General features: G+C 66.4%; 17 protein-coding genes. 10 read left to right on the forward strand and 7 right to left on the reverse strand.

What is annotated here, in order from left to right; all coding sequences use genetic code 11:
• The first annotated feature begins 125 nt into the window (after positions 1 to 125).
• The 3 genes from pdhA to IRT45_RS11615 are packed head-to-tail and all read left to right on the forward strand — an operon-like array spanning position 126 to position 3,649.
• Positions 126 to 1,262, forward strand: coding sequence for a pyruvate dehydrogenase (acetyl-transferring) E1 component subunit alpha (pdhA, locus tag IRT45_RS11605; RefSeq protein WP_194805856.1), 1,137 nt, complete (start codon positions 126 to 128; stop codon positions 1,260 to 1,262).
• Positions 1,259 to 2,239 (forward strand): alpha-ketoacid dehydrogenase subunit beta, encoded by a 981-nt coding sequence (locus tag IRT45_RS11610; RefSeq protein WP_194805857.1) that lies wholly within the window; start codon positions 1,259 to 1,261, stop codon positions 2,237 to 2,239. The genes pdhA and IRT45_RS11610 overlap by 4 nt, the downstream gene beginning before the upstream one ends.
• Positions 2,240 to 2,263: 24 nt before the next feature.
• On the forward strand, positions 2,264 to 3,649 hold the full coding sequence (locus IRT45_RS11615; RefSeq protein WP_194805858.1) for a dihydrolipoamide acetyltransferase family protein: 1,386 nt from the start codon (positions 2,264 to 2,266) through the stop codon (positions 3,647 to 3,649).
• A 29-nt stretch (positions 3,650 to 3,678) separates the two neighbouring features.
• Here IRT45_RS11615 and IRT45_RS11620 read toward each other — a convergent pair whose 3' ends face one another.
• Positions 3,679 to 4,173 carry a thioesterase family protein gene (locus IRT45_RS11620; RefSeq protein ID WP_194805859.1) on the reverse strand — a complete coding sequence of 165 codons (495 nt, stop codon included), beginning with the start codon at positions 4,171 to 4,173 and terminating at the stop codon, positions 3,679 to 3,681.
• A gap of 428 nt (positions 4,174 to 4,601) precedes the next feature.
• On the opposite strand from IRT45_RS11620, the gene IRT45_RS11625 reads away from it, so the two are divergent.
• The gene (locus IRT45_RS11625; protein ID WP_194805860.1) at positions 4,602 to 5,957 is read left to right on the forward strand and encodes an MFS transporter; all 1,356 of its coding nucleotides are present in this window, start codon (positions 4,602 to 4,604) and stop codon (positions 5,955 to 5,957) included.
• Positions 5,958 to 6,037: 80 nt separating this feature from the next.
• Here IRT45_RS11625 and IRT45_RS11630 read toward each other — a convergent pair whose 3' ends face one another.
• On the reverse strand, positions 6,038 to 7,912 hold the full coding sequence (locus IRT45_RS11630) for a DNA/RNA helicase domain-containing protein (protein WP_309240905.1): 1,875 nt from the start codon (positions 7,910 to 7,912) through the stop codon (positions 6,038 to 6,040).
• Between the two features lie 195 nt (positions 7,913 to 8,107).
• Here IRT45_RS11630 and IRT45_RS11635 point away from each other — a divergent pair, with 195 nt between their 5' ends.
• Together IRT45_RS11635 and IRT45_RS11640 are read left to right on the forward strand one after the other, a co-directional pair.
• Complete coding sequence (locus IRT45_RS11635) at positions 8,108 to 8,683, forward strand: TetR/AcrR family transcriptional regulator (RefSeq protein ID WP_194805862.1); 576 nt, start codon at positions 8,108 to 8,110, stop codon at positions 8,681 to 8,683.
• Positions 8,684 to 8,753: 70 nt separating this feature from the next.
• Complete coding sequence (locus IRT45_RS11640; protein ID WP_194805863.1) at positions 8,754 to 9,542, forward strand: oxidoreductase; 789 nt, start codon at positions 8,754 to 8,756, stop codon at positions 9,540 to 9,542.
• A gap of 71 nt (positions 9,543 to 9,613) precedes the next feature.
• On the opposite strand, the gene IRT45_RS11645 is transcribed toward IRT45_RS11640, so the two are convergent.
• Together IRT45_RS11645 and IRT45_RS11650 are read right to left on the reverse strand one after the other, a co-directional pair.
• Positions 9,614 to 10,045 carry a DUF4254 domain-containing protein gene (locus IRT45_RS11645; protein WP_194805864.1) on the reverse strand — a complete coding sequence of 144 codons (432 nt, stop codon included), beginning with the start codon at positions 10,043 to 10,045 and terminating at the stop codon, positions 9,614 to 9,616.
• A complete protein-coding gene (locus IRT45_RS11650) occupies positions 10,033 to 10,371 on the reverse strand; it encodes a hypothetical protein (protein ID WP_228534187.1) in 339 nt (112 codons plus the stop codon). Before IRT45_RS11650 ends, IRT45_RS11645 begins: the two co-directional genes overlap by 13 nt.
• A gap of 388 nt (positions 10,372 to 10,759) precedes the next feature.
• Between IRT45_RS11650 and IRT45_RS11655 the strand changes: the two genes are divergently transcribed.
• From IRT45_RS11655 to IRT45_RS11665, 3 genes are all read left to right on the forward strand, one after another.
• A complete protein-coding gene (locus tag IRT45_RS11655) occupies positions 10,760 to 11,647 on the forward strand; it encodes a helix-turn-helix transcriptional regulator (RefSeq protein ID WP_194805866.1) in 888 nt (295 codons plus the stop codon).
• Entirely contained in the window at positions 11,637 to 11,846 is a 210-nt protein-coding gene (locus tag IRT45_RS11660) for a DUF397 domain-containing protein (RefSeq protein ID WP_194805867.1), read from the forward strand. Before IRT45_RS11655 ends, IRT45_RS11660 begins: the two co-directional genes overlap by 11 nt.
• Positions 11,847 to 12,157: 311 nt before the next feature.
• Positions 12,158 to 12,442 carry a hypothetical protein gene (locus IRT45_RS11665; RefSeq protein WP_194805868.1) on the forward strand — a complete coding sequence of 95 codons (285 nt, stop codon included), beginning with the start codon at positions 12,158 to 12,160 and terminating at the stop codon, positions 12,440 to 12,442.
• 6 nt (positions 12,443 to 12,448) lie between these two features.
• On the opposite strand, the gene IRT45_RS11670 is transcribed toward IRT45_RS11665, so the two are convergent.
• Positions 12,449 to 13,885 carry an MFS transporter gene (locus IRT45_RS11670; protein ID WP_194805869.1) on the reverse strand — a complete coding sequence of 479 codons (1,437 nt, stop codon included), beginning with the start codon at positions 13,883 to 13,885 and terminating at the stop codon, positions 12,449 to 12,451.
• Between the two features lie 60 nt (positions 13,886 to 13,945).
• On the opposite strand from IRT45_RS11670, the gene IRT45_RS11675 reads away from it, so the two are divergent.
• Positions 13,946 to 14,455 carry a MarR family transcriptional regulator gene (locus tag IRT45_RS11675; RefSeq protein WP_309240906.1) on the forward strand — a complete coding sequence of 170 codons (510 nt, stop codon included), beginning with the start codon at positions 13,946 to 13,948 and terminating at the stop codon, positions 14,453 to 14,455.
• Between the two features lie 6 nt (positions 14,456 to 14,461).
• On the opposite strand, the gene IRT45_RS11680 is transcribed toward IRT45_RS11675, so the two are convergent.
• Together IRT45_RS11680 and IRT45_RS11685 are read right to left on the reverse strand one after the other, a co-directional pair.
• Positions 14,462 to 14,779, reverse strand: coding sequence for a hypothetical protein (locus tag IRT45_RS11680; RefSeq protein WP_194805870.1), 318 nt, complete (start codon positions 14,777 to 14,779; stop codon positions 14,462 to 14,464).
• Between the two features lie 190 nt (positions 14,780 to 14,969).
• The gene (locus IRT45_RS11685) at positions 14,970 to 16,382 is read right to left on the reverse strand and encodes an NAD(P)(+) transhydrogenase (Re/Si-specific) subunit beta (RefSeq protein WP_194805871.1); all 1,413 of its coding nucleotides are present in this window, start codon (positions 16,380 to 16,382) and stop codon (positions 14,970 to 14,972) included.
• Between the last annotated feature and the right edge of the window lies 1 nt (position 16,383).

Genomic DNA, 16,383 nt, shown 5'->3' on the forward strand with positions numbered 1-16,383 from the left:
CGTGTTGCCACTTGCGCACTGCGCTCAATCGTGGATGCTGTGAGGTACAGCACACAGCTGGCGAAAGGCAGTCCGCCGGATCGCGAGGGACGGAAGACCCCGTCGTACGCGGCAACGAGGAGGTGATGGCTGTGCACAACACGACCACGCACAACACCACAACCAGGTACGACACCGGGACGAACCCCTATCCCGTGCAACTGGTCCAGCCCGACGGGCGCCGGGTTCTCGATCGCGAGCACGCGGCCCTGATCGCGGATATCGGTCCGGCCGAACTGCGTGAACTCTACGAAGACCTGGTCGTCACCCGCCGCATCGACGTCGAGGCGACCGCACTGCAGCGGCAGGGACAGCTCGGCCTGTGGGCGCCACTGCTCGGCCAGGAGGCATCGCAGATCGGCTCGGCCCACGCCCTGCACGACGACGATTACGTCTTCTGCAGCTACCGCGAGGCGGGTGTCGCCTACTGCCGTGGCGTGGATCCCGCCCTGATCACCCGGCTGTGGCGGGGAGTGGCGCATTCGTGCTGGGATCCGGACGAGATCAACATGACCAATCCGGCCATCGTCGTCGGCTCTCAGGGCCTGCACGCCACCGGTTACGCCTACGCCGCACATCTGGAAGGCGCGGAGATCGCGGTGCTGACCTACTTCGGCGACGGCGCCAGCAGTCAGGGCGATATCGCCGAGGCGCTCGGCTTCGCCGCCTCCTGGAGTGCGCCGGTGGTGTTCTTCTGCCAGAACAACCACTGGGCGATCAGCGAACCGGTACAGCTGCAGAGCCAGACGCCGATCGTCCGGCGCGCCTACGGGTACGGCATCCCGGGCGTGCAGGTCGACGGTAACGACGTGATGGCCGTCCTGGCGATGACGCGCCAGGCCGTCGCCCGCGCCCGCGCCGGGGGCGGCCCGTCGTTCATCGAGGCGATCACCTACCGGATGGGCCCGCACACCACCGCCGACGATCCCACCCGCTACCGCTCGGCCGCGGAAACCGAACTGTGGAAGCGCCGCGACCCGATCGACCGCATGCGACGGCTCCTCGAACGAGAGGGGCTGTGGGACAGCGATTTCGAGCGGCAGGTCAGCGCGCACGCCGACGCGGTCGGTGCCGCGGTCCGCACCGCGACCATCGATATGCCCGACCCGGATCCGATGCAGCTGTTCGAGCACGTCTACACCACCGCGCATCCGCTGATCGCCGCCGAGCGCGACGAGTACGCCGGGTACCTGGCGGGTTTCGAGGAAGGAGTACGGGCATGATCACCACCTTCGCGAACGCGCTGAACACGGGGATGCGCCGGGCCTTGGAGGACGATCCGAAGGTCGTGCTGATGGGTGAGGACATCGGGCGGCTCGGCGGCGTGTTCCGGGTGACCGACACGCTGCAGAAGGATTTCGGCAACAACCGCGTCATCGACACGCCGCTGGCCGAATCCGGCATCATCGGCACCGCTTTCGGCATGGCACTGCGCGGTTTCCGGCCGGTGTGCGAGATCCAGTTCGACGGGTTCGTCTACCCGGCCTTCGACCAGATCGTCTCGCAGGTCGCCAAGATCCACTACCGCACCCAGGGCAAGGTTCGCGCGCCGATCACCATCCGGATTCCGTTCGGCGGGGGAATCGGTTCGGTCGAACATCACTCGGAGTCGCCGGAGGCGTATTTCGCGCATACGGCCGGACTGCGCGTGGTCTCGCCGAGTACGCCCGAGGATGCGTATCGCCTGTTGCGCCAAGCTATTTCGTGTGACGACCCGGTCGTCTTCTTCGAGCCCAAGCGGCGTTACTGGGACAAGGCCGATCTGGATTTCCCCGCCCTGGACGCGGATCCGCTTCCCCTGGACCGGGCGCGCATCCGCCGTTCGGGCCGCGACGCCACGATCGTCGCCTACGGCGGCATGGTCGCGACCGCGCTGACGGCGGCCGAAATCGCGGCCGGAGAGGGGCATTCACTCGAGGTGATCGATCTGCGCAGCCTGTCGCCGATCGATTTCGACACCATCGAGGAATCGGTGCGCCGCACCGGCCGGCTGATCGTCACACACGAGGCGCCGGTCTTCGCGGGCCTCGGCGCCGAGATCGCCGCCCGCATCGCCGAACGGTGTTTCTACTATCTCGAGGCGCCGGTCCTGCGCGTCGGTGGCTTCGACATCCCGTATCCCCCGGCTAAGCTCGAACGGCACCACATGCCAGACCCCGATCGCATTCTCGACGCGGTCGATCGAACGTTCGCCGCGTGACAACTGTTCGGACAGAGGTGCCCGTTGGAAGACCCTGCTGTGGACGACAACAACCACATACTCGAGTTCCGGCTGCCCGATCTCGGGGAGGGATTGACCGAGGCCGAACTGATCTCCTGGTCGGTGGCCGTCGGCGATACCGTCGAACTCAACCAGACCATCGCCGAGGTGGAGACCGCCAAGGCGCAGGTCGAACTACCGTGTCCGTTCGCCGGACAGGTCGCCGAACTGCTGGCCCGGCCCGGCGAAACGGTGGCGGTCGGCGCACCGCTGATCAGAGTGCACACCGCCGCGCCGGCCGGCGACGCTCCAGCGGCGGACGAAAGCCGGACATCGGTGCTCGTCGGTTACGGGCCCGGGACCGAAGCGCCCACGCGGCGCCGTCCGGCGTCGAAAAATGGTGCGGTGACGCCACATTCGGCCGCACCGGGACGGCCCGAGGAGATTCCGCCGGAGTTCCCGGGCCGCCCGCCCGCCACTCCGGCCGCCCGCCAGCTGGCTCGCGAACTCGGTATCAACATCGCGTTCGTGGCCGGCTCGGGTCCGGGCGGAGCGGTGACGGTCGAGGATGTGCGCCACGCGGTGCCGGTATCGCAGCCGCCGCGCCGGGTGCGGACCGAGGAGGAGGCCGCCGACGCTCCGCGCCCGGCCGCGCCACCGGTGCCCACCATGCGACCCGACGGCGGCATCATCCGGCCGACGCCGAGCGAACGCGAAACCCGCACCCCGGTCAACGGTGTCCGCAAGCGCATCGCCGCGGCCATGACCACCAGCGCCCGCACGATTCCGCAGGCCAGCGCATTCGTGACCACCGATTTCACCGCCTCGATGGAGTTGCTCGACCATCTGCGCAGCACCGACTCCTTCACCGGGCTGTCGCTCACTCCCCTCGCCCTGGTGGCGAAGGCGACGCTCGCGGCGATCGCCGAATTTCCCGGGATCAACTCCTGCTGGGACGCCGAAGCCAATCAGATCGTCACCAAGCACTACGTCAACCTCGGCATCGCCGTGGCCACCGAACGCGGGCTGCTCGTCCCCAACATCAAGGAGGCGCAGTCGCTGAGCCTGCGCGAACTGTGCCGGGAGATCGGCTGGCTCGCCGACGTGGCCCGCGCCGGTTCGGCGACCCCCGCCGATCTGCGCGGTGGCACCTTCACCATCAGCAATGTGGGTGTGTTCGGCGTCGATACCGGTGTGCCGCTGGTGAATCCGGGTGAGGGCGCGATTCTGTGCCTGGGATCGATCCGGAAACGCCCGTGGGTGTATCGCGACGAGCCGGCGATCCGGTGGATCACGACGCTCGGTGTGAGCTTCGATCACCGCATGATCGACGGGGAACTAGGCGCGCGGTTCCTCTCGACGGTCGCCTCACTGCTCGAGGATCCGCTGACCCTGCTCGGCCGGGTCTGAGGTCCCGCGAACACCGACCTCGCCGGTGCTCAGGCGTCGTCGTTCCCGGGCTGCGCCGGCGCCTGGGTCTCGCCGGTCACCAGCGCGGCGGCGGCGCTGCGGATGATCGCCGGGATCTCCACCGATTTGCGGGACTCGTTGTCCACGTAGACGTGTACGAAGGTGCCGGTGGCGGCCAGCTCCAGGTTCTCTCCGGCGGTGTCGGCGGCGGTGCCGGCGTCCAGGACACGGAAGATCGCCAGATCGTAGGTGATGCTGGAGCGGCCGAGGCGGCTGATCCGCAACCCGACCCGCAGGTGGTCGGGGAAGCTCAGCGAGCCCAGATACTGGCACGAGGTCTGGGCGACCACGCCGATCGCGGGCAGCTCCCGGATATCGGTGCCGGTCGCGGCCATCAACCAGGCGTTGACCGCCGTGTCGAAGTACGAGTAGTAGGTCACGTTGTTGACGTGGCCGTAGTGGTCGTTGTCGGCCCATCGGGTCGGCACCGGCCAGAGCACCGGATAGTCCTGCTGTGTGGTCACCGCCCCGACAATAGTGACGCGACCGGAGCGACGCGGGCGGAGGCGGCAGCCTGCGTCACCACGGAGCCCGCCGCGCAGGTCGCCATAGGACCGCCGGAGCGACGCGGGTGGAGGCGGCAGGGTTGAACCCGGCGCGGCGCCGAAACGTGTCGGTGGTAGGTCATACACTCGAATCGAAACCGGTTACATCCGGGGCCCGTGCGGTGACGTCGACGATGCCGTGATCGCTCGGGATATGGGGAGCCGCCGACCGCGGTCGGCGCCGCCGAATCAACGACGCTTCGACGCACTCCTCCGCTCCGGAGTCGTACCCGCGGGGCAGGCGCTTCGGGTGTTGGGCCCCAAGGGGTTCCGCGTGCCGAGCCACATGGTTCGGCACGGCCTCTCGTGCGGTGAACAATCGGTGCGCGCCCGGTACCGTCGAGTCGATGCATTCATCGGTGGAGACGACTCGGCGCGGGACGGTTGCTCCGGCCACCCGCCGCACGCGGGCAGCGGTGTTCGCGGTTTTCGCGCTCAACGGGTTCCTGGCCGCGATGTGGGTGGTGCACATTCCGGTCATCACCGATCGCACCGGGGTCTCGCACGGGACCCTCGGAATTCTGATCCTGGTGATGGCCGGCAGCGGCATCGTCGGTATGCAGGCGGCGGGTCCGCTCGCCGACCGCTTCGGCAGCCGAACCCTGGTCACCGCGGCCGTCACCTGGCTGGTCGTGGCGGTGAGCGGACCGGCGTGGGCCACCGGGCCGGTGCAGCTCGGTATCGCGCTCGCGATCTTCGGTTTCGGCAACGGCGCGCTCGACGTGTCGATGAACGCCCAGGCCGTGCAGGTCGAGCGGGTCTACCGCCGGCCGATCATGGCGGCGTTCCACGCGCTCTTCTCCTGCGGCGGTCTGGTCGGCTCGCTCGCCGGCGCGGCGGCCATGCACGCCGGGACCGATATCCGGGTGAGTTTCGCGGTCGCGGCCGTGCTGGGCCTGCTGGTGATGCTGGCCAGTGCGCCGAGCCTGCTCCCCCGCCTGCACGCCACCTCGCACGTCGAGCCGGCAGCCACGATCGCCGAATCCGCGGCGGTGCCGGATCACTCCTCGGCCGGAAACGGTGTGGCTGTCACCGAATCGGCCGCGGCACTTCCGGCAGCCGGCGCCCCCGCCGCGGGTTCGCGGCCCGGTCGCCGCGTAGCCGATTCCGCAGTGCGGCGACGTATCCGGCGATGGCTGCCTCCGAAAGTTCTGGCGCTGGCCGCGATCGCTTTCGCTCTACTGATGGCCGAGGGCGTGGCCAACGACTGGAGCGCACTGCAGACGCACGAACATCTGGGCGTCAGCGACGCCACCGCCGCCCTGTCGTTCGGTGCGTTCTCCATCGCGATGACCGTCGGCCGCTTCACCGCGGACCGGATCAGCGAACGCTTCGGCCGCGTCGCCGTCGTCCGCTGGGGTTCGGTTCTCAGCGCCGCCGGTCTCGCCGCCATCATGGCCTCACCGTGGCTGCCCCTGAGCCTCGCGGGCTGGATCCTCGCCGGCCTCGGCCTCGCCGGCGGCGTCCCCCAGATCTTCACCGCCGCGGGCAATCTGAGCACCGCCACCGCCGCCACCGACATGTCCAAGGTCTTCGGCCTCGGCTACCTGGGCTTCCTCGCCGGCCCCTCGGTCATAGGCTGGCTCGCCCAACTCACCTCCCTCACCGTCGCCTTCACCTTCCCCCTGATAGCCGTCCTGCTCTCCGCCTGGTTCGCCGGGACCGTCGGGAACGGCACTCCGGCCGAAGACATCGACAGGTAGACGCGCAATCACTACGAACAGACGACCGTGCCATCGGGAGCCGCCACGAGGAACACGCACATCCCTATCGCGGTCGCTGTTCAGTCGACAAGGCTCTTCAGAAAGGCTTGTGTGTCCGGATCGACAGAATGTATAACGACTCCTCGCATCCCGCGGGTGAGAAGCACCTTGTAGATATTTCGCACCAGTGTGTCGAAGGTTTCGTCACCTACCGGTTTGGTTTTCGTGCCCTTGAGCGCCTTGTCCTTGGTAGCGTCGCGAACCGTCGTCAAGTGCCCGTCGCGAACCACCAGGTCGGGACCGATAATGACACCCGACCAGTCGTATTCGAATCCCTGGGCGGTGTAGACGCAGCCGACCTGTTCGAATCCGCGGGGGTCGGTTGCCCACAGCGAACTCGGCGGAGCGCCCCCGACAGCCCGTTCTCCTCGAAGGTTCCACGGCTTGGCCCACTCGCCGATGACCACGTCGTCGACGAGAGTCCCATCTTCCCTCGGAGAACTCCAAGGCCAGCAATATCCGGCGGCGATTCGCGCGGTCCATCCGTCGGCGTTCTTGTCTCGCAAGAACGTTTCCATTTCCTGCGGCGTCTCCGCAATACGGACGTCGAGCGCGGCGGAGTCTCCCGCCCACGGTGTCGGACCTCCGATGCGCAACCCCAGCAGACGACGCACCCATTCGTCATATTCGGCGCTGCCCCCGCATCGGTACTGCCCGTCCAATTCGATCTGGTGCACCACGTACCCCGCGCGCGCCGCATGATCTCGGATCGCGTGAACCGTCCCCACCTCGTCCGGCCTGACGACCTGATGTTCATCGAGAAGAAAGACCGGGACCCTCGCCGCAGCCATCAACTCGTCCACCTGTGGACGGCTGGTGCGCTGGGCGCGCGGTGTGAACCGATTCGTGGATACCTCGCGAATTCGATGAGCCTCATCGCAGATGAGGACGTCGAGCTCGTTCTTTTCGCAGTCGGAGAAGTTCCGAAAGTACTTGAACAAGTCCTGAAGTTCCCTGGAGCCCTTGCCGGGGAACTTTCGCAGCGATTCGGTGAAGGCCAGGGATCCCGTCGCGTGCCGCACACGGTAACCCTCGCGGTGCAACTCCGCGAGCAGCGAGACCGCGATGAGGCTCTTGCCACTGCCCGGTCCACCGGTAACGACCACAACACTCTTCTGGTCCGTCTGCCGAGCCAACCGCACTCGGCTCATCACCGTTTCGTACGCCAGTTTCTGGTGGTCGAGCAGCGAGTATTCGGTCGCCGACCGCAGCTCCGCACCGGTGAACCCGAACAGGTTCGGCTTCGGTCGAATAGGGCTCTCCAACAGTCGGCTCGCTGCTCCGGTGCCCGATTCCGGAGCGAACTGACTCTTGAGGAAGGTCAGAAACTCTTCCCGTTGCTCACCGGTGAACATGCGGCCCGTCTCGTCCGGCCGCAGAGCTCGCAGCGCGCTCACGGAATTCTCGGTTGCATTGTGCAAGTAGGCCACTCCACGGACGGCATTCGGCCGATCATGGAGAGCCTCGACGAATCGGGTCAGATATCTGCAATAGCCACGCACCTGATCGATGGGGTGAAGGTGCTCGCCCGGCAGCCCCTGTACCCGCACGATTCGGTCGCTGTTCCAGACGAGCTCCGCTCGCCCCCACTGCTTCAACTCGACGACGACGTAGTGATCGTCTCCGGTTTGTGGGTGGACACCACTCAGAATCACATCAGCCCGGCGGCTCGTCTCGGGCAGCCGATATTCGATCAGCATCTCGACGTGCTCGAGCCCGGTAGCGACCAGATCCCCGGCGATCCACGGCAGGCTCACGTCCCAGGAGCGTTGCTCGGCGGTCGGCACCTTACGTTTCGTCCGGCCCAGATGCTCGGAGACTATCGCCGACAGCTGCTGCTCCACCGACAGATGCAACACCTCTTCTGCCGTCGACCGGTACACCCGAGATGACACGACAACACCCCCAAGCAGCACGAATCCTCGCGCGGTTGGGGGCGTATCCGTTGCTCACAGAAGCCCGTCGGGCCGCAACCTGATGACGAGATATTAACGCAGCCAACAACTGTCACACACGGGCACCGTCCGAGAGCTCGCCCGTCGGCGAACTCCATTATTGACCTCAAGGACAAAAACTCGTAGGGTCGAGACATGGGCAGGCCGCGTAACTTCGAGACCGAGACCGTGGTGGATCGGGCTCTGGACGCGTTCTGGACTCATGGGTATGCGAATACCTCGCCGGCGCGGCTGGCCGAGGCTACCGGGATCGGGAAGGGGAGTTTGTACAACACGTTCGGCAGCAAGCGGGAGCTGTTCGAGCGGGTACTGAACCGTTACGACCGGATGGGAGCGGAAGTGGCCGGGGAGTTCATGGCCCGGCCGGGGACCGCACGCGAGTGCATCGGCGCGTTCATCCGGTTTCTGGTGGATTCCGATGTGGCGCAGCCTGTTCGGCGGGGGTGTCTGGCGGTGAACACCGCGACCGAATTCTCCGCGCAGGATCCCGAGATCACGAAGGCGGTCCGGACCATGCAGGAGAACACCATGACCGCACTGTCCGATCGGATCGATCGGGGTCGACGCGACGGCGACGTGGCACAGGACGTCGATCCGCGGGCCGCCGCCGAATTCCTGATGAACACCATCGTGGGACTGCGCGTCATGGCGAAGACCAGCGATGCGCAGACCCTGCACCGCATCATCGACACCGCACTGACCACCCTCTGACATCCGGGCCGCCACCGCGGCCCTTTTTCATACCGCAATTTTTGACCTGAAGTTCAAGAAAGGGAAGCTCATGGACCTCGAACTCACCGGCAAGACCGCCGTCGTCACCGGCGCGAGCCGCGGCATCGGACTGGCGATCGCCGAGGCGCTGACCGCCGAGGGAGCACTGGTCGTCGGCGCCGCGCGCACCGTCACGCCGGAGCTGGAAAAGGCCAGTGTGGCAGCCTATTCCGTCGATCTCGGCACCTCCGAGGGCGCCACCACCCTGATCGATTCGGCGCTGCGTGAACTCGGCGGCATCGACATCCTGGTCAACAATGTCGGTGGCGGTGATGCGGATCGGCTGGGGCTGGGCGCATTCACCGACATCTCCGACGAACAATGGCGAACCCTGTTCGACCTCAATCTGTTCAGCGCCGTCTGGACCACGCGCGCGGCGCTGCCCAGCCTGCTGGAACGCCGCGGCGCGATCGTGAACATCTCCTCGATCAACTCGCGCCTGCCCGCGGCCGGGCCGATCGGCTACAGCGAGGCCAAGGCCGCGCTGACCGCGTTGAGCAAACGCCTCAGTGAGGAATTGGCCCCGCGCGGCGTGCGCGTCAACACCGTATCCCCCGGCGTCGTGGGCACTCCACTGTGGCGGGACCCGAACCGCTTCGGCGGAAAACTCGCTGCGGCGCAGGGCATCTCGCACGACGACCTGCTCGCGGGCATCAGCGAGAGTTTCGGCATCGCCTCGGGGCGGATCTCGGAGCCCGAGGAGGTCGCCACACTGGTCGCCTTCCTCGCCTCCGCGCGAGCCGGCAATATCGTCGGCGCCGACTACGTCATCGACGGCGGGACGTTGAAAGTCGCGTAGCCGCTACCGTTCGTGCTTGTACCCAGGCCGTGACCCAGTGCCACGGCCTGCGGCCGGCCACGCCCCGACGGTCAACTGCAACCCGGCAAGCGGCGCAGGCCGCTCTGAATGTCGGTGACGAGATCGGAGTAGGCGACTGCCAGCTCGCCGAGTTTTCCCCACAGATACCGTAATTCCGCGGCGCGCGCCTCGGCGAACGCCGCATCCACACCGGCGGTGTAGTAGGCGAGCCGGTCGATGACCGAGCCCAAGGTTTCGGTGTGAATCGATGCGGCGCCGTGCGCGGGCGGGAAGCGGCCGGTGATCCACTGATCGAGTTCGGCGATGAGCAGTGCTCTGGCCCGGTCGATGATGTCGGCGCCGTCGCGGTCACAGTGCCGCCGTTGGGCGTGCAGGACAGCGAGCCGGTGTGCGCCGTTCAGGAGCGGGTGACCGGTGCGGATATTGCCACGACATGCTTGCAGCAGTTGATATTTCGGTGGCAGGGCAGCTATCGGGTCCATGACCATCCGCCCGTGCAGGCGGCGACCGTGTCGAGGATCGCCTCCTCGGCCGGCCGGAAACTGTCGCGTGGCGCGACGACCCAGCGGCGGTGCCGCATCGATTCCGCCGTCGGCGACGGCAGTGCGATCGCCGCACCCGCCGCCACGATCGACACGTTGAGCCGGAACAGTGCCGCGAACAGTCGCATATCGACCAGGCCGTCACCTACGCCCTGCCGGCACAGGAAGGTCCAGCGGCCCGATCCGATATGAGAAATGATGGGCCCCAAATCTATTCGACGATGCAGCATATCGTCGCGCACCCGGCACCCGAGTTCGCCTGGCATCGTGACGGCACCGACCGGACCGGCGTGCACCACGATCCGGCCCGTATCAGGTTGTATCGCAGCGGGTAGGCCACACGTTCGGCGGTAGTAGACGCATCGCGAGACCGGCGTGTCGGCGAATGTCCTCTGATCCATCGCTACCTTTCTCTCCACGGACAGGGCACCCGGCGGACTCGGCCGCTCGGTCGGCCGAGTCCTGTGCGCCGCAGGGAGTTTCGCGGCACCTACGGCGCAACCGGGTGCGATGATCAGCAGACCGCAGGCGGGGACCACAGAGCGGCAGAACACCGACAGCCGGAAATCTGCGCGAAAACCCCTGCGCGACTCCCATAGCAAATGCAAATATTTCCCGGGCTGGGAAAGTCTGCCGAATCAGGAGGGGACAACAATGTCGGTGGCCGACAGCACGCTTCCACGCCGTCAACTCGGGCGACACCTCCGGGAGGGCCGGGAGTCCATCGGGCTGACCCTGGTGGAAGCGGCCAAACTCATGCAATGGGGAAAGTCGACGCTGCAGCGGCTGGAGAAGGGACAGACCGAGAAGATCCGCACCCATGATGTGGGGTTACTGTGCGAGATCTACCAGCTCAAATCCGAGCAGACGGCCGATCTGGTCGCACTGGCGGAACAGGCTGCGGTCAAAAACTGGTGGCAGGCCTACGGGTCGCTGATCTCACCGAACTTCGACGTGTACATGGGGTTGGAATCCGCTGCGCGAGAGATGAAGTCGTTTCAGCCGTGCTTGATCCCCGGATTGCTCCAGACCGCGCATTACGCGCAAGGTCTGGACCGTATCTACTTCCCGAACGATAGCGAGGATGAGCTCGATCGGCGCGTAGAGATGCGTTTGAGACGGCAGGGAGTGATCAATCGAAGGACCCAGCCCGCCTGCCTGGGAGCGACATTGCACGAGTCTGCGCTGCGAACGGTGGTGGGCTCGCCGAAAGTGATGGCAAGACAAGTACGGCACTTGGCCGATGTCAGCACTGAACCGAACGTATCGATTCATGTTCTCCCGTTCCGATCCGGCTTCCCGGCCGGATGTGCCCCCGGTCCGTTTACGATCCTGGAATTCGGGCTGAACAGCAGGGGCGAAGAAGTCGAGCCGACCGTGGTCTACGCGGAGAACTTCACTGGTGCCATGTACTTCGAGAACACCGATGACGTCGATAGGTATCGTGAGGTACATCGGACCATCCAGTGTGCGGCTCTGGATGGTCGCGCAAGTCGAGACCTGCTACGCGAAATCGCGAGGGAGCACGAGCGTGAACGTTGACCTACACGGAGCCCACTGGTTCACGAGCAGCCACAGTGCAGGCGGCCAAGACTGCGTCGAGGTCGCCTTCCTCGCCGAAGGCCCTGTGGGCGTACGCGATTCGAAGGACCGCACCGGCCCCGCGCTGATCTTCACCCCCACCGAATGGGACGCCTTCACCAGCACCGTCAAAGCAGACGGATTCGACCAGCGCGCCTGAACTCGTGCCACGTGGGAGATAATGCGCGGTTCTGGCGCTTCGCCACATGGGGCGTCGCGGGTTTCTTCCTGGTGCAGTTGGTGGTCATGATGATCGCGGCGCGGGTGATGCACTCGGACACCGACGGCACGATCTTCGGTTCGTTTCTCGCCGCCTCGGTGGTAGGTACCCTCATCGCCTCGCTCCTTCGATGGAAGGCACGGGGGCCCGTCCGCGGTGTAGCTCTTGCCGCAGTGACCACCGCGGGCATATGGCTCGGGTCGTCTGTCATCATCGGATGCCTCTATTTCGCGACCAGGTAGGAGCGTCCTGTGACCCGAGAACACTCCGCTCCGCAGTACAGGCGCGAAACCTGGTTCGGCCCACTGTCATTCAGAGGGGCTGCAGTTTTCCTCACGCTGAACGTGATTCCGTTCTTCATCAACGGATACCTGATCTTCGCGCTCATCCTGCTGTACGCGATCGAATTGATCGCCGCTGCTGTGCTCTGCGCTCGCGGCGGGCGCGCGCGACAGCTTTGCACAGGCATCGCGGTGGCGTTGGTCGGCACCGCCGTCTGCTTTGTGTTACTCCCCGCACTGGGACGGCTGTCCTGACGTCCACTACCGTTCGTGCTTGTGCCGCAGGCCATTGCCCAAGGCGACGGCCGCGGCCAGCCACGCCCCGACGCTCAGCACCGCGAAGCTGATCACGTAGGCGTGCAGCGACGGCACGCCGGTGTGGCCGATGGTGAGAGCGCTCAGAATCGAGGCCGTGATCGCGCCCGCGATACTGCCGCCTGCGGTGCGCACCAGTGAGTTTATCCCACTGGCGATTCCGCTCTCGCTCATCGGAACATGCTGGACGGCAAGGGTTCCCAGTGCGGCGTAGCCGATACCGAAGCCGATGCCCTGCAGCGTATTCGAGATGACCATGTCGTAGCCGTGTGCATTGGACAGCGCCAGCCATCCGGTCGCCGCGCCGGCGAAGGCCGCGCCGATGGCCAGGGTGAAGGCGGGTCCGATGCGCGCGACGATGCGCCCGGTGCGGAAGGAGAAGAAGGTCATCAGCACCGAGCTGGGAATGCCGTAGAGACCCACGGCCAGGACCGACCCGGACAGGCCGTAACCGACCTTGTCGGCGGGGGTCTGCACGAAGTTCGAGATCAGGGTGAAGGAGCCGAACATCGCGAAGCCCAGCAGCGCCGAGGCCATATTGGCCGACAGCGAGCGCGGGCCGACGAGCAGCGGCAGACGCACCAGCGGCTGCGCGACCTTGCGCTCCACCAGCACCCACACCACGGCCAGCACGGCGGCCGCGGCGAACAGGCCGATCACGCTGGTCTCCCCCCACCCCCAGCGCGGCCCCTCGCTGATGGCCAGTAGCAGGCACACCAGCAGACCGGCGAGCAGGACCGCGCCCAGATAGTCCGGCTGCCCGCCGTGGCGCTGCCCCACATCCTTGGCGCTCACGCCGACCAGGACGGTGGCGAGCACGGCCAGCACCGCGGTCATCCAGAACACCGGATGCGGATCGGTGGTCTTGTCCGCGATGACACCGGTCACCAGCATGCCGATGGTGCCGCCGACGCCCATGGTGCCGCTGATGACGCCGATCGCGGTGGTGAGCCGCTCGCGCGGGAAGGTGTCGCGAATGATGCCGATTCCCAGCGGAATCAGCGCCGACGACGTGCCCTGCAGCGCCCGGCCGACGATGTAGACGCCCAGCGAACTCGCCAGCGCGCAGACCACCGAACCGATTATCAGCAGTCCCATGCAGAACATCACCATGCGCTTCTTGCCGTACATGTCGCCGAAGCGTGAAAGCAGCGGTGTGGCAACGGCTCCGGTGAGCAGCGCGGCGGTGAACAACCACGTGACACCCGCCACATCGGTGTGCAGTTGCCCGATCAGCCTGGGCAGCAACGGAATGACCACGGTCTGCTGCAGTGAGACCACGAGTCCGGCCGCGCACAGCGCCAGCAGTGTCAAGACCAGGTGCGCCGGCGCACCGGTGTCGGAATCGGTTCCGGTGGATCGGCCGGTGACGGTCGACGTCATCTGAAGTTCCCTATCTTTATACTTACCTAACTTAAGTAAGTTGGGTAGTAGGATAACCCTGTGCCGCGTTCCGAAGGAAGCCCCGAATCGGTGGTCGACGCCGACTACATCGTGGAACTCGAGCGCGCCCTGACCCGGATCGCGCACCTGCTCACCCGGGCCAGACGACACGATCGCACCGTGGCCGCGGCCGGGGTGAATCTCGATCGCGCCAACGTGCCGCTGTTGCGAATGCTCGCCGACGCCGCGGAGCCCATGCGCATGGGTGAGCTCGCGGCCTGCCTGGATGTGGAGGCGCCGCACGTCACGCGCCAGATCCAGCGCCTGGAACGGTCCGGTTACGTCGACCGGGTGACCGATCCCGAAGACCGCCGGGCGCAGCGGGTGCGCATCACCGACGAGGGCCGGGCCACCGTCGACGCGATCCGCGCGGTGAGCCGCCGTCACATGCGCGACGCGCTGGCGGAGTGGTCGACCGAGGATCTGCGTCAGCTCGCCGCGCTCAACCACCGCATGGTCGACGCGTTTCTCGACAATGCCGAGCGCACCGACGCCTTCGGGCGGCGATGAAGCTCGTCAGCGCTCCTTGCGGTCGATCCGGATGGTGACGTCCGGCCACGGCGGATTCCGCACCACCGCGATCAAGGACAGTGTCGTCGCCACCAAGCCGACGAAGATGCCCAGGAGCGCGATGGCGGTGTCGTCGGTGACGGCGTGCCAGCCGGTCTTGCCGTCCTCGATGACGAACACGCCCAGCGGCCGGGCGCGGCGGAACTTTCCGCCGGGGCGCGTCACCGGGATGACCGTCGCGCCTTCGGGGGTCTGGTACGGCGTCCCGTAGATCGCCGAATCATCGCCCACCGCAGGCAGATCGAACCGCTCCCGAACCGTCATATCGACCCCTTCCGGCTGCCGTGCCGCGCTCGCGGCACCACCGAGCCCTGCGGGCCACTCTAGTCCGTCACCCGGGCTGGGAGGCGGCGTGCGTCCACGTTGCCGCGAGCACGCACCGCTCACCGTCGACAAACCGGAAGCGGCCCGCAGCACATGTGCCGCGGGCCGCTTCGGGACGAACCTACGCTCGTTACAGCGCTTTGAGTTCCTCGGTGACGGCTCCGACGGACTTCTTGGCGTCGCCGAACAGCATGGAGGTGTGGTCGGCGTAGAACAGCGGGTTGTCGATGCCGGCGAAGCCGGAGTTCATCGACCGCTTCAGCACGATCACGCTCTTGGCCTGGTCGACGTTGAGCACCGGCATGCCGTAGATCGGGCTCGAGGAGTCCTCACGCGCGGCGGGGTTGGTGACGTCGTTGGCGCCGATCACCAACGCCACATCGGTGCGCGAGAATTCGCCGTTGATGTCGTCCATTTCCTTGAGCGCGTCGTAGGAGACCTCGGCCTCGGCCAGCAGCACGTTCATGTGGCCGGGCATACGACCCGCAACCGGATGGATGGCGTATTTGACCTCGACACCCTTGGCTTCCAGCAGCGAGGCCATCTCCTTCACGGCGTGCTGGGCCTGCGCGACGGCCATACCGTAGCCGGGCACCACGATCACCTGGTTGGCGTAGGCCATCTGGATCGCGGCATCGGCGGCACTGGTGGCCTTGGCCTGCTTCTGTTCACCGTCACCGGCAGCCGCGGCACCGCCGCCACCACCGAAACCACCCGCGACGATGGCCGGGATGGACCGGTTCATGGCCTTGGCCATCAGGTTGGTCAGGATGGTGCCCGACGCGCCGACGATCATGCCGGCCACGATCATTGCGGTGTTGTTCAACGCCAGACCGGCCGCCGCGGCCGACAGACCGGTCAGCGCGTTCAGCAGCGAGATCACCACGGGCATGTCCGCGCCACCGATCGGCAGCACGACCATCAGGCCCAGCACGGCGGCCAGCACCAGCAGCAGCACCATCCACCACCACGGCGCACCGTCGCGGGTGGCGCCGATACCGATCACCACGGCGGAAGCGATCGCACCCAGGGCCAGCAGCAGGTTGACCGGCTGCTGCAGTTTGCCGAGTCCGATCGGGCGGCCGGGCAAAATCTCCTGCAGCTTGCCGAACGCGATCAGCGAGCCCCAGAACGAGATCGAACCGATGATCGCCGCGAACAGCGAACCGATCACGATGTGCACGGTGGGCTGTTCGTGCAGCGAGGAGAAACCGTCGCTGTTGAGGAATTCCGACCACGCGATCAACGCGACCGTGCCACCACCGACACCGTTGAACGCGGCCACCAGCTGCGGCATCGCGGTCATCTTGGTGAACCGCGCGGGCGGAACACCCAGCGCCACACCGACAACCAGGCCCGCGATGATGATGATCCAGTTCGAGGTATCACGGATGGAGATGAACGTCGCGATTACCGCGATGCCCATACCCACCGCCGCGATCCAGTTACCACGCACCGCGGTCTTGGGCCCGGTCAAGCCCATCAGACCGTAGATGAACAGCGAGAACGCGACGATGTAAAGGATATTGACCAGATTGTCCATC

Source organism: Nocardia sp. BSTN01 (genome assembly GCF_015354405.1).
Classification (GTDB): Bacteria; Actinomycetota; Actinomycetes; order Mycobacteriales; family Mycobacteriaceae; genus Nocardia.

Excerpts from the sequence above, each read along its gene's own strand:
- pdhA (WP_194805856.1), top strand. The coding sequence starts at position 126 with ATGGCTGTGCACAACACGACCACGCACAACACCACAACCAGGTACGAC.
- IRT45_RS11610 (WP_194805857.1), top strand. The coding sequence starts at position 1,259 with ATGATCACCACCTTCGCGAACGCGCTGAACACGGGGATGCGCCGGGCC.
- IRT45_RS11625 (WP_194805860.1), top strand. The coding sequence starts at position 4,602 with ATGCATTCATCGGTGGAGACGACTCGGCGCGGGACGGTTGCTCCGGCC.
- IRT45_RS11635 (WP_194805862.1), top strand. The coding sequence starts at position 8,108 with ATGGGCAGGCCGCGTAACTTCGAGACCGAGACCGTGGTGGATCGGGCT.
- IRT45_RS11640 (WP_194805863.1), top strand. The coding sequence starts at position 8,754 with ATGGACCTCGAACTCACCGGCAAGACCGCCGTCGTCACCGGCGCGAGC.
- IRT45_RS11645 (WP_194805864.1), bottom strand. The coding sequence starts at position 10,045 with ATGGACCCGATAGCTGCCCTGCCACCGAAATATCAACTGCTGCAAGCA.
- IRT45_RS11650 (WP_228534187.1), bottom strand. The coding sequence starts at position 10,371 with ATGCCAGGCGAACTCGGGTGCCGGGTGCGCGACGATATGCTGCATCGT.
- IRT45_RS11655 (WP_194805866.1), top strand. The coding sequence starts at position 10,760 with ATGTCGGTGGCCGACAGCACGCTTCCACGCCGTCAACTCGGGCGACAC.
- IRT45_RS11670 (WP_194805869.1), bottom strand. The coding sequence starts at position 13,885 with ATGACGTCGACCGTCACCGGCCGATCCACCGGAACCGATTCCGACACC.
- IRT45_RS11680 (WP_194805870.1), bottom strand. The coding sequence starts at position 14,779 with ATGACGGTTCGGGAGCGGTTCGATCTGCCTGCGGTGGGCGATGATTCG.
- IRT45_RS11685 (WP_194805871.1), bottom strand. The coding sequence starts at position 16,382 with ATGGACAATCTGGTCAATATCCTTTACATCGTCGCGTTCTCGCTGTTC.